Annotated in this window: 12 protein-coding genes and 2 riboswitches; of the genes, 3 read left to right on the plus strand and 9 right to left on the minus strand. The window is 41.0% G+C overall.

The genetic code is table 11. The annotated features are described in order from the left end of the window. Positions 1-44 precede the first annotated feature (44 nt). The 7 genes from H8692_RS00690 to H8692_RS10975 all read right to left on the minus strand — a co-directional run bounded on the left by H8692_RS00690 (position 45) and on the right by H8692_RS10975 (position 6,760). A complete protein-coding gene (locus H8692_RS00690) occupies positions 45-1,817 on the minus strand; it encodes an aldehyde ferredoxin oxidoreductase family protein (protein WP_243206868.1) in 1,773 nt (590 codons plus the stop codon). Between the two features lie 18 nt (positions 1,818-1,835). Next, on the minus strand, positions 1,836-2,222 hold the full coding sequence (locus H8692_RS00695) for a 4Fe-4S binding protein (RefSeq protein WP_177269870.1): 387 nt from the start codon (positions 2,220-2,222) through the stop codon (positions 1,836-1,838). 274 nt (positions 2,223-2,496) lie between these two features. Then, complete coding sequence (locus H8692_RS00700) at positions 2,497-3,192, minus strand: energy-coupling factor ABC transporter ATP-binding protein (RefSeq protein WP_207722930.1); 696 nt, start codon at positions 3,190-3,192, stop codon at positions 2,497-2,499. 13 nt (positions 3,193-3,205) lie between these two features. Continuing rightward, entirely contained in the window at positions 3,206-3,901 is a 696-nt protein-coding gene (locus H8692_RS00705) for an ABC transporter permease (RefSeq protein WP_177269874.1), read from the minus strand. A 20-nt stretch (positions 3,902-3,921) separates the two neighbouring features. Continuing rightward, entirely contained in the window at positions 3,922-4,785 is an 864-nt protein-coding gene (locus H8692_RS00710; protein WP_177269876.1) for an ABC transporter substrate-binding protein, read from the minus strand. Between the two features lie 179 nt (positions 4,786-4,964). After that, positions 4,965-5,084, minus strand: a riboswitch (molybdenum cofactor riboswitch). Between the two features lie 69 nt (positions 5,085-5,153). Beyond that, positions 5,154-6,509, minus strand: a complete 1,356-nt coding sequence (locus H8692_RS00715; RefSeq protein WP_177269878.1) for a pyruvate carboxylase subunit B — start codon at positions 6,507-6,509, stop codon at positions 5,154-5,156. Positions 6,510-6,574: 65 nt separating this feature from the next. Further along, positions 6,575-6,760: a DUF6591 domain-containing protein gene (locus H8692_RS10975; protein ID WP_417494549.1), complete on the minus strand. Its 186-nt coding sequence runs from the start codon at positions 6,758-6,760 to the stop codon at positions 6,575-6,577. Between the two features lie 152 nt (positions 6,761-6,912). On the opposite strand from H8692_RS10975, the gene H8692_RS00720 reads away from it, so the two are divergent. From H8692_RS00720 to pflB, 3 genes are all read left to right on the plus strand, one after another. Next, entirely contained in the window at positions 6,913-7,872 is a 960-nt protein-coding gene (locus tag H8692_RS00720) for an Ltp family lipoprotein (protein WP_187524751.1), read from the plus strand. Between the two features lie 78 nt (positions 7,873-7,950). Further along, positions 7,951-8,031: riboswitch (ZMP/ZTP riboswitch) on the plus strand. Positions 8,032-8,073: 42 nt separating this feature from the next. After that, positions 8,074-8,805, plus strand: a complete 732-nt coding sequence (pflA, locus tag H8692_RS00725; protein ID WP_177269882.1) for a pyruvate formate-lyase-activating protein — start codon at positions 8,074-8,076, stop codon at positions 8,803-8,805. A gap of 13 nt (positions 8,806-8,818) precedes the next feature. Then, positions 8,819-11,065 (plus strand): formate C-acetyltransferase, encoded by a 2,247-nt coding sequence (pflB, locus tag H8692_RS00730; RefSeq protein WP_187524752.1) that lies wholly within the window; start codon positions 8,819-8,821, stop codon positions 11,063-11,065. Positions 11,066-11,111: 46 nt separating this feature from the next. Here the strand turns inward: pflB and H8692_RS00735 are convergent, their stop codons facing one another. Together H8692_RS00735 and H8692_RS00740 are read right to left on the minus strand one after the other, a co-directional pair. Beyond that, on the minus strand, positions 11,112-11,699 hold the full coding sequence (locus H8692_RS00735; RefSeq protein ID WP_177269886.1) for a TetR/AcrR family transcriptional regulator: 588 nt from the start codon (positions 11,697-11,699) through the stop codon (positions 11,112-11,114). A gap of 27 nt (positions 11,700-11,726) precedes the next feature. Then, positions 11,727-12,107: a VOC family protein gene (locus tag H8692_RS00740; RefSeq protein WP_177269888.1), complete on the minus strand. Its 381-nt coding sequence runs from the start codon at positions 12,105-12,107 to the stop codon at positions 11,727-11,729. Positions 12,108-12,112: the final 5 nt, after the last annotated feature.

Raw genomic sequence — 12,112 nt, forward strand, 5'->3', positions numbered from 1 at the left:
CTCTTTCTGCTTACCGGCTTTAGTCAAAATTTCAATATTATTTTCTACAAAATAGACCGAATCAGTTCTTCCGGCATTGTACCGTCTTTATTCCAGCCCATTACTTCATAATACTGATCAAGCATATCCTCGAAAGCTTCCTGAGGAATCTTCTGTCCCGCAGCCGGACCTTCGCCTCCCAGAGCTTCTCTTACAAGTCTCTTAGGGATCGTATCGTTGGCTCTGTTAAATCCTTCTCTCTGGTTGAATGCTCTTCCTATGTTGAGAACTCTTCTGCCGACTTCTCCCATTTCTTCGGCAGTCCACTTCTCTCCGGTTATCATAGTAAGCATCTCTGCCATAATGTCATATGTTATAGTCCCCCAAAAGTCGCATATGCATAACGAAAATTTAACTGCATTGAACTCTCCCAGTTCATATACCATCTGACCTTTTCCTTCTGATGTATACGGAGGAACTGCTGCGGCAAATACCTCCACATTCGGAGCATATGCTCTCATATGACATGCGCCTCTGTCGGAAACCGCATACGCCAATGACATTCCCCATGAACCACGTGGCTCATACTGAGGGAATTCAAGCCCTTTAACCTGCATAGCGAAATCTGTACCGCCATATTTTTCGGAGCAGTATTTCACGCCCTTGCATAAATCCGCTCCCACGCCTTCCTGGCGCGCCATCAGCTCTACCATTTCGATCATCTTATCAGCTTCGCCGAATCTGATGCCGAAATCGTGAAGACCCTTTTCTGTCATTTCCATGGCCCATACAATGGTGTCTCCAGCGCTTATGGTATCCAGACCCATATTGTCGCAGACTTCATTAAATTTTACTATATGCTCAGGATCTGTTATACCGGCATTAGGTCCTGCAACGGCAATAGTTTCGTACTCGGGACCTTCACATACGGCATTCCCTATCTTAAGGAAATTGCCGCAGCCCAGTCCGCAGCTTCCGCATCCTCTCTTGCCTTCTCTGTACTGCATGAGTACATCTCCGTTATATTTTTCCCATTCAGGATCGTTTGCTCCCGAGAAATTCTTGTAAGGGACTATTCCGCCGTCTCCGCACGCTTCAAGGAACGCTGTTGTTCCGGCATCGTAAACGAATGTATTGTCTTCCTGAAGAACATCATCGTGAAGTATCTCAAGTATTCTGTCTGTAGTCTTTTCTATATCAGCTACCTTTACACCCTTTGTTCCCTTGATAAGGATAGCCTTCATCTTCTTTGATCCCATTACAGCTCCGATGCCGCCCCTTCCGGCCTGTCTGTAATAGTCGGAATTTATACATGCCATATTGCTAAGCTTTTCGCCTGCAGGTCCGATAGACATTATGCTGTAATCGGTACCGTACTGCTCCGCTAAAACAGCTTCTGCTTCATGAGATCCTCTGCCCCACAGATCTGCTGCATCAAGAAATTTCACTTTATCGTCTTCGATAACCACATAACATGGCTCCTCCGAAATTCCTTCAAAAATTATCATATCATATCCGGCGAACTTTATCTTTATACCTGCATGACCTCCTATGGAGCAGTCATTCATCGTTCCCGTAGCCGGCGATTTTGCTGCCACCGAAAGCTTTCCCGAACAAGGCACAGGAGTTCCTGTAAGAGGTCCTGTGGTCAGAAACAGCTTGTTGTCTTCACCCAGTGCATCGATCCCCGGGTCAAGCTCTTCATACATATATCTTATTGCCAGACCTTTTGATCCGATGTACTTTCTGGCAAAATCCATTCTCAAAGGCTCCGTGGAGGCCTTTTTTTCTTTTAAATTTATCCTCAATACGTTATTCTGATATCCCAGCATTGTCATAAACTCTACCTCCTTTGCCTATTCAAATGTAAGTGCATTCTGCGGACAAGTCTTCACACACTTAGGATCTCCCTTACAAGTGTCACAGATGTATGATTTTTCATCTCTTATCCTTACGACTTTTTTAGGACATTTTTCCGCACATGTACCGCATCCTATACACTTGTCAAAATCCACTTTAATGTATTCATCAATGCTTATTGCTCCCGTCGGACAATTCTTCTGACAGATACCGCAAAGAATACAATAATGATCCGCATATTTAAGCGCCCCCTTATCATAGTAAGTCTCTATGGCAATTCTGGCCTTTGAAGGTATGTACTCGCCTTCCTTGTATGCAGAACAGACCTGCGCACATAACTGGCAGCCTATACATTTAGCTTTTTTGAATTTGAGTCTTTTCATATTCCTTTACTCCTTCCCCATGCAGAATAGAAAATACATTTTCGTCTCTGTCAATATTTCCGCATATTAAAAAAGTGCAACAGAAGACCTTAAGAAAATGTGCTTTTCTTTGATTAAAAGGTTCTCCTTTGCACAATGGCAGGCTGCAGAATCACTTCTGCCGCCCTAACGTCCTCACCGGCATCTTGTGTCTGATGAGAATCGGAGTGATATTAATATATTTGATATAATTATAACGTACCCACTGAATTTTTGTCAATCATATTAACACCTATCATATCAGCAGCTCCCCCTCTATAAATTTTCTGGTTATCTCATTGCAAGGTTTTTTCAAAATATTTTCGCAGTCGCCTGTCTCTATAATCTTTCCCGCATGCATCATTATCACCTGATCACACATTCGTCTTGCCTGAGCCAAATTGTGAGTCACCGTAACTACGGTTATATCTTCTTTCTCACCTATTTCAATCAGCATCTTCTCTATCTCCGCTGTAGTATGAGGATCTATATTTGCAGTAGGCTCATCCAGCAAAAGAAGTCCCGGTTTAAATGATAATGCCCTGGCAAGTGCAACCTTCTGTTTCTCTCCTCCCGAAAGATTCCACGGTCTCTGCTTTTTAATCTTGTGAAGATTAAGTTCCTCCATTAAAAGATTCGTACGAGTTAAAATATCTTCTTTTGAAAAACCTCTTATCTTTAGAGGATAGGCAATATTCTTTTCTACAGTTGAAGATATCAGATAGGGCTCCTGAAATACGAGACTTATATTTGTCCCAGGAAACTCTTTACTGCCATCGTAATAAATATTTCCACAGGTCGGCTTAAGTATTCCTGCCATTATATTGAGAAGCGTACTTTTTCCGGCACCATTAGGCCCTATGACAGCAGTTCTGCTTCCATGTTTTATTTCACCGCTGTCAATGTCAAGTACAGACCTCTCTCCAAAACTCTTTTTCAATAATCTCAGCAATATATGCAACAAATCACCTGCTCTCACGCTCCTGAAAATGATAAAGCACAGCATTCACCATAAAGGATATCAGCAAAAGGATTATTCCTACAGCTATAGCTCTGTCATAGTTTCCCATTCCTTTGAGCTCGGAAATATAAGTAGTCATAACACGTGTCTTACCTTTAATGTTGCCGCCCACTATCATTACTGCTCCCACTTCGGAGACAGCTCTGCCAAAACCTGTAACAACTGCAGTCGTTACTCCAACGCGCATTTCATAAATCAAAAGTCTGCCCCTGCGAATTCTTCCCGCTCCCAGCGTTATCCCAAGAGCATTCACTGCTCTTGCCTTTTCCTTAACTATATTGTAAGTCAAGCCTATGATTATGGGAGTAACAAGACAGACCTGCGCTATTACCATCGCAGGCACAGTATAATTAAGCTGCAGGCTTCCAAGAGGACCTCTTCTCATGAATATCAAAAAAACCGTCAGACCGGCTATTACGGGAGGCAGGCTCATAAACGTATATATGAGCCTGACTATAATTCCCTTACCTTTAAAATCATACGTTCCTATCAATATTCCAGCCGGAATTCCTATAACAGAAGATATTACAACAGATGAAAAAGAGATATAAAGAGACAGTCCCACTATCTGAAAAATTTCCTTATCTGCTGTAAATATTAATTTTATAGCTTCTGTAATCCCGTGTCCGATAGTATCCATATTATATATACCTTTACGCTTTATTTTGCATTTGGAACAAACAATGCTTCACCATATTCTTCCACACCGTATTCACCGATAAGATTCTGTGTATCTTCCGACACTAACCATTCCTGAAATTCCTTCGCTCCCTCATGGTTTATATTCTCATTTTTTTCAGGATTTACACAAATAACCCCATACTGATTATTGAGTAACCCGCTCGGATCTTTTTCGCAAAGGATCTTAAGCGCTGTCTGTCCTCCTACATTCAGCCATGTAGCTCTGTCGGACAATGTATATCCGGCTTTTTCATCTGTCATGGTGATTACATCTCCCATTCCTGCAGCCGCTTCTATATACCAGTCTCCGGAAGGATTAAGACCTGCTTTTTCCCAAATAGACAATTCTTTCTTATGAGTTCCCGAATCGTCTGCTCTGGATACAAATATCTGTCGGTTTTCCATAATACTCTCAAATGCAGCCAACGCATCATCCTGTGCATTCTTGCTTACGCCCGCAGGATCCGCCTCAGGTCCAATGACAACAAAATCATTATACATTACGTCCATTCTTCCATCTTCATCAGCATGTCCTCCGTCGACATACTCTTTTTCTGCAGCGGGAGAATGAACCAATAATACATCAGCTTCCCCATTCTCTCCCATTTTCATTGCCTCTCCGGAGCCAACTGACACTACATCTACAGTATAGCCTGATTTTTTTTCAAAAACAGGCAGAATCTCATCCAAAAGACCGCTGTCTTTTGTACTGGTCGTAGTTGCCAGAATAATCTTTCCTTTGTTTTCCGTACTTTTCTCTTCATTTCCGCAGCCTGATAATATCGCTGTCATGGAGAACAATACGGCAAGAGCCAAAACTACTGTTAAAATTTTCTTTTTCATAAACTACCTCCGTCTTACATAATAATATCCAATAAATGACGATTGCCATTTATTATCATAAATATTCATTACATAAATCCCAAACAAAAAAGGAACGTATGTAATACGAGTTCTGCCGCAATTATCTACACTTTACGCAGAACAAACAAAAAAGAATTTTTCGGAATGAAAAATTCTTTTATCGCCTTCATATCATTCCTTTCCATAACGGGAGGCCCGGAAGTTTCCCGACAGGCCCATCGACATATATCTCATGACCTTCGAGTTTTAGAAATATATGTTCGGAATTATTAAATTTTATGATTAACATCAAACTGTCTGTTACAGTTTAACATAATGTTGTTTAAACAACAACATTTTATAAAAAATCACTGTTCATCTTTATTATAAAAAGATTCCGCAGACTGTGGAAACAATATATAAGCCAGCAGTATCTCCTCAGTTGAAGCCTTTTCTCCCAGTTCTTTCTTCTTATTGAAAAACTCAGGCTTGAGAAGATCAGCAGGTCTGCATGTAATAGCCTGTTCTTTTCCCAACACCTTTTTTTGGACAGATTTATTAAAAGGTCTTATAGTCTTTCCGTATTCGCCTTTTAAGATAGCTTTTGTCTGCTTGCTGACCATCTTATAGCGTTCTCCTGTCATTATATTGAATACAGCCTGTGTTCCCACTATCTGTGAGGACGGAGTTACGAGAGGTGGCTCACCCAAATCTTCACGAACTTTAGGAATCTCTTTCAGCACCTCATCAAATCTTTCCTGCATATTCTGTTCCTTCATTTGCATATAAAGATTCGACAGCATTCCTCCGGGTACCTGATATTGGAGAGTTTTGGTATCCACATCCATCATTTTTATATCTATGAGACCTTCCTGCTCTGCATGCCTTCTGAATTTACGAAAATATTCAGCCGCATAAGTCATAGCATCTTCATTGAGCTTTACGTTTAGTCCTCCCGCTTTAAAAGTCTCATACATAACTTCGGTGGCAGGCTGACTCGTTCCCATTGAAAAAGGAGACAGCGCCGTATCTATGACGTCACATCCCGCTTCGGCCGCCTTCATATAAGTCATAGGCGCCACCCCACTGGTGCAGTGAGAATGCACATGAATTGGAACACTGACAGTTTTCTTCAGCATTTTTATTATATTCTCCGCCTCATAAGGCATAAGAAGTCCCGCCATATCCTTTATACATATAGAATCGGCTCCCAGCTCTTCCAGATCCTTAGCCAGCTTCTTCCAGTATTTAAACGTATATTTTTTCCCTACAGTATATGCCATGGCAAGCTGCACGTGCGCACCTTCCTGCTTGGCAGCATAAGCCGCCCGCTCCAGATTCCTCACATCATTAAAAGCATCAAATATACGGAAAATATCTATCCCGTTATCCACAGATTTGCGGATAAACACATCTACCACATCATCGGGATAATGATTATATCCCAGCAGATTCTGACCCCTCAAAAGCATCTGAAGTTTTGTTTTCTTAAACCTCTTTTTCAACTCTTTAAGCCGTTCCCACGGATCTTCGTTCAGATACCTCATGCATACATCAAAGGTAGCTCCGCCCCAGCATTCTATAGAATGATATCCTATCTCATCCATTACTTCTGCCACAGGCAGCATATCCTCAGTTCTCATCCTTGTTGCCATCAGGGACTGGTGAGCATCTCTCAGTATAGTCTCTGTAAATTTCACTTCTCCCTTATTAGAAAAAAACATATAACTACTCCCTTTATATTAATAAGTTGTAAATTTCTTCTTTTAACTCAAATTAGTTTACTAAATTATAAGGATTTTTGCAATAAAATCGTTAAATTTTTACCAGCAAGTACTGATTTCACAAAACTCATATCTGAGAAACGCAGTATTATAATAATCTTACCGAAATTATTATACTCCTCCATAAATTTACAATACCCATTAAAAAAGGTTTCGTAACTGTCGGTCGTCTCTTTGAACTCAGGACTTATCCCACATCGGTCTTTTTAAGAGGAGGCCTTCTCCTCTCAAATTTTAATAATTTTTTTCAATTACACTATATGTCCGCTTTTAATAGTATCCCTTAAATTGAACAAAGATGTCTTCGTCATTTAAAATCCATCTGACTAAATAAGAGGAAATCATGAAAAAATGCCCTAACTGCGGCCATGAAGCCGAGACAAAATTCTGTACTGAATGCGGAGCTCAAATGGCAGATCCAGCCCCTTACTCATCCCGCCAAGATTCGGAAGTAAATACCCTGCCCGAAGAAGTAATATCACCATATGAAGAAAATACATCCGGAGAAAGCTCGAATTATATGAATACTTCAGATCAAACCGGCCAAACGTCTGAAACAGACTCATTGCAGTCAGAAAAAACAAATTCTAAGCAGAATGCAGCCTCCGGTTCAAATACATACAGCCAGGCAACCGGAGAAAACAGACAGAATAATGAGACTTATAACTATAAATTCACAGGAGACAGCAACTCCGCTTCCTCTGATTTCAAAACCCCTGATTACACTATACCTAAGCAAGAAGGTGTTTCCTACAAAACTTGGTTTGTCATTCTGTTTCTCGTCATCTTCTGGCCTGTGGGGCTTTATTTAATGTGGTCTAGAAAAAAATTCACCAATGTCGTGAGAATAATAATAACTGCAGGAATAGGAGTTCTTTTTATCTTAAATATTGCATTATCTGCCAGACTGGCTTTAACATCCATATCAGACATTGATCTCGATACTAATATCAGTACTTCCTCGCAGGAATCCACAAAATCCACAACAGAACCAAACACATCTTCAGACTCTGTCACTCTTGGTGAAAAAAATGCTCTGGAATCGGCAAAAGATTATCTGGATTATTCCGCATTTTCATATCAAGGGCTTATAGAGCAACTCGAATTTGAAGGATACAGCAATTCAGAATCTGTGTATGCAGCAGATCACTGTGGAGCGGACTGGAACAACGAAGCCGCACGAATGGCACAGGAATACATAGATTTTATGTCATTCTCCCGTCAGGAACTTGTCGAACAACTTGAATTCGAAGGCTTCACCTCCGAACAAGCAGAATATGGCGTAAAAGCTGTCGGATATTAAAATGTATTTATGCTGAATTATAATCCATATAAATCGTGTCACATCTCTTGACAGCCACTACATCTTGATGATATACTTTTGAAATCATATAACTGACGGATAATGTGGAGCACCACATGGAGTATGATAGATATTTAGCCGGCCGTCTGGGCAGAAAAGCCCGGATTGTCGGCTTTTCTTTTTGAAAAGGGAGGAAATCATATGACTTTAGGATGTGTGCATTCCATAGAATCCATGGGCCTTGTAGATGGACCGGGGATAAGAACTGTTATATTTCTTCAGGGATGCCGTCTTCGATGCAAATACTGCCACAATCCTGACACTTGGGCAGAAAAAGCATCAGAAAACATGATACTTTCACCGGAAGATCTTTTAAAACGTATACTGCGCTTTAAGCCATATTTCGGATCTGACGGCGGCGTTACATTTTCAGGCGGCGAACCTCTTCTTCAATCTGAGTTTCTGTGTGAAATATTGACTATGTGCAAAGATGCCGGCATCCACACGTGTATTGATACAGCAGGCTGCGGCAGAGGAGATTATGAACATATACTTTCTCACACCGACCTTCTTATCTATGACATCAAACATTACACTCAAGACGGATATCTGAAAATAACAGGGTGTTCTGATGATGAAACAAAGCGTTTCCTTGAAACTGCTCAGAATATGGCTGTGCCTCTATGGATCAGACACGTAGTAGTTCCCGGACTTACAGACGGAGATGAACATCTCTCAGGCCTCGAATCATATCTCGAAACACTGACTCATATACAAAAAGTTGAGCTGCTGCCATATCATACCCTCGGAGTACACAAATACCATGAAATGCATATGAAATACCCTCTTGATAAAATCCCTCCGTTATCACATGAAAAAATAGCGGAATGGAACAAACGATTAAACAGAAATTTAACAGCAAATGTTATTTAAACAGGAGGAAAAAATGAGCATTGATGTAAACTGTACAGCCTGGTCCGGTTTTCATACAGGTGAATGGAGACATTTAGTAAACGTACGAAACTTTATTCAGAAAAATTATATCCCCTATACCGGAGATGAGGGCTTTCTCGCACCTGTTTCAAAAAAAACAGAACGTGTATGGAAAAAAGCCAGCGAACTTATCGTAGAAGAAATAAAAAAGGGAGTCATTGATGTTGAAACCAAAACAGTATCCGGAATAAATAATTTCGCTCCCGGTTATATAGATCGCGAAAATGAAGTAATCGTGGGCCTTCAAACTGATGCTCCTCTAAAACGGATCGTCAATCTGTTCGGAGGTATCCGTACAGCCATATCTGCCCTTGACCAGTATGACTATAAGCTTGACCCTAATATAGAAGAACATTTCCGTCTATATCGAAAAACCCACAACGAAGGTGTCTTTGACGCTTATCCAAAACGTACTCTGGATGCACGTTCCGCAGGACTTCTTACAGGCCTTCCCGATGCATACGGAAGAGGACGGATCATTGGAGATTATCGCCGCGTCCCTCTTTACGGCACTGACTTTCTTATAGAAGAAAAGAAAAAAGATCTCAATACGATAGACGGAGCCATGACTGATGAGCGAATAAGACTCCGCGAAGAAGTTCAGATGCAAATACGGGCTTTGGACGAAATGAAAAAAATGGCGGAAAGTTATGGCTGTGATATATCTCAGCCTGCTGAAAATGCACATCAGGCTGTACAGAATCTTTATATGGCTTATCTTGCGGGAGTAAAGGAAAATAACGGAGCAGCCATATCTTTAGGACGGACTTCAACATTCCTTGATATATATATTCAGCGTGACCTTGATTTGGGACGCATTACAGAACAGGAAGCACAAGAACTTGTAGATCAGTTTATCATAAAGCTGCGTCTTGTACGCCATCTGCGTACGCCTGAATATAACGAACTGTTTGGAGGTGACCCTACATGGGTAACGGAATCCATCGGGGGAATGGGTGTAGACGGGAGAGCCTTGATAACTAAAACCTCATACAGATACCTTCATACATTGACTAATCTCGGCACCGCACCTGAACCCAACCTTACAGTCTTATGGAGTAAAGATCTGCCACGTGCATTCAAGGATTACTGCTCAAAGATGAGCATAGAAACCGATTCCATACAATACGAAAACGATGATATCATGCGGCCATTGTACGGAGACGATTATTGCATCTCTTGCTGTACCTCCGCCATGACTGTCGGAAAGCAAATGCAATTTTTCGGAGCCCGCGCAAACTTGGCAAAAAGCCTTTTATATGCTGTTAACGGAGGTATAGATGAAAATAAAGGCACTGTCATCGTTCCTGACATACAGCACGACACCGATGAAGTTCTTCAATACTCTAAAGTTCTGACAAATTATAAAAAGGTTTTATCATATGTCGCAGAGCTTTACGTAGATACCATCAACATCATACATTATATGCATGATAAATACGCCTATGAAAGCAGCCAGATGGCTCTCCACGATACATTGGTTACAAGACTGGCGGCTTTTGGAATAGCCGGCCTTTCCATAACTGCCGATTCCCTGTCAGCAATCAAATTCGCAAAAGTAAAGCCAATAAGAGATGAGAACGGCATAGCTATAGATTTTCAGGTTGAAGGAGACTACCCTAAGTATGGAAACGATGATGACCGTGTAGATGATATAGCCGTAGAAATAGCATCCTACTTTTCAGAGGAGCTTAAGAAACATCCTCTTTACCGCGGTGCCATACATACATTATCAGCACTTACCATCACCAGCAATGTAATGTACGGAAAGAAAACAGGAGCTACTCCTGACGGCAGAAAATCCGGAGAACCATTCGCACCCGGAGCAAATCCTATGCATGGACGGGATATCAACGGTGCTTTGGCATCGCTGAATTCAGTAGCCAAGATCCCATACCGGAATGTATGCCAGGATGGAGTCTCAAATACATTCTCCATAATTCCTTCTGCATTGGGAAATGATATCTCTACGCGGAAAAGAAATCTCGTTTCTATTATGGACGGCTACTTCAGCCAGGGAGCTCATCACCTTAACGTAAACGTGATGAACCGCCAGCTTCTGATAGATGCCATGGAACATCCTGAAAAATACCCGACCCTTACTATACGAGTATCAGGCTATGCAGTCAATTTCAATCGTCTTACCAAAGAACAACAGCAGGAAGTAATAAAACGCACATTCCATGAAAGTATAATATAAAATATATTAAATACCCCGGCCAATTTTTCTATGACCGGGGTGCTTTTCATATATTCCTTATTTCATTTCGTCCTTTTTCTGTCAGTAAATTATAAACAGTACTCCATATATGCTTCCGATAATCAATTTTACCGCGGACAGATCGGCTCAGATCTTCAAACGGCGCCCAATAAATCGCAGACATATGTATCATATCAATTAAATGTACATATTCGCCCGGAAACAGTTCCTCACGAAGCAATCCTTTGCTGCAAAGTATAGAAAAAGACTTTCTGAGCAATTCTGCCACAGAAGCATACTTATCCCTCTGTTTTTTTAAGATCTCAGGAGATACCTGGGAAAGCTGCGCATGATGCAGAAAAAAATATAAATGCGACTGTACTGTTTTCTGCATGTCATCAAACACTCTGTCAAGTTCCTGCAGTGTTTCCGGCGGCTCTGCTATAAAGGTGTCTTTTTCCTCTGCCAGAAGTTCTTCTATAATATCTTCTTTCTTCGCAAAATAATAAGTGAGATTGCCCTTGCTTATATTCAGTTCACCTGCTATATCACGTAAGGATACGCCATTATATCCATACTTATTAAACATATTCCGAGCCGTATCCAATATCCTCTGTCTTGTATTCTTTTTCATAAAAATCTTTTCCGAAACTTCCGGATTCTACATATACTTCTTTTTATATTCATCTGTATGTTCTATCAGACATAATCTTACTCCATTAGGGTCCATTACAAAAGCCTGTTTGCCAACCGATGTGGGAATCACAGGGCTTGCCGCTTCATACCCGTTTTCCGTTAAATGTTCAAGTACTTCTTCAAGGTTATCTACATCTGTTCCCACCGAATACATCCCCACATCATAGTTTTTGTTTTCTATAAGCTCCACAGAAGCACCGCTGTCGCTATTCATAATAGTGATCTGCCCTCCGTCGGGAGTAACTACATGATAACCTTCTTTAAATCCCATAACATCTCTGTAAAACTTAACTGATTCCTCCAGGTTTTTTACTATCAATGTAGTATATTGCACTTTGACTTTCACAGCAT

This window comes from Lentihominibacter hominis, assembly GCF_014385065.1.
Lineage (GTDB): Bacteria > Bacillota > Clostridia > Peptostreptococcales > Anaerovoracaceae > Lentihominibacter > Lentihominibacter hominis.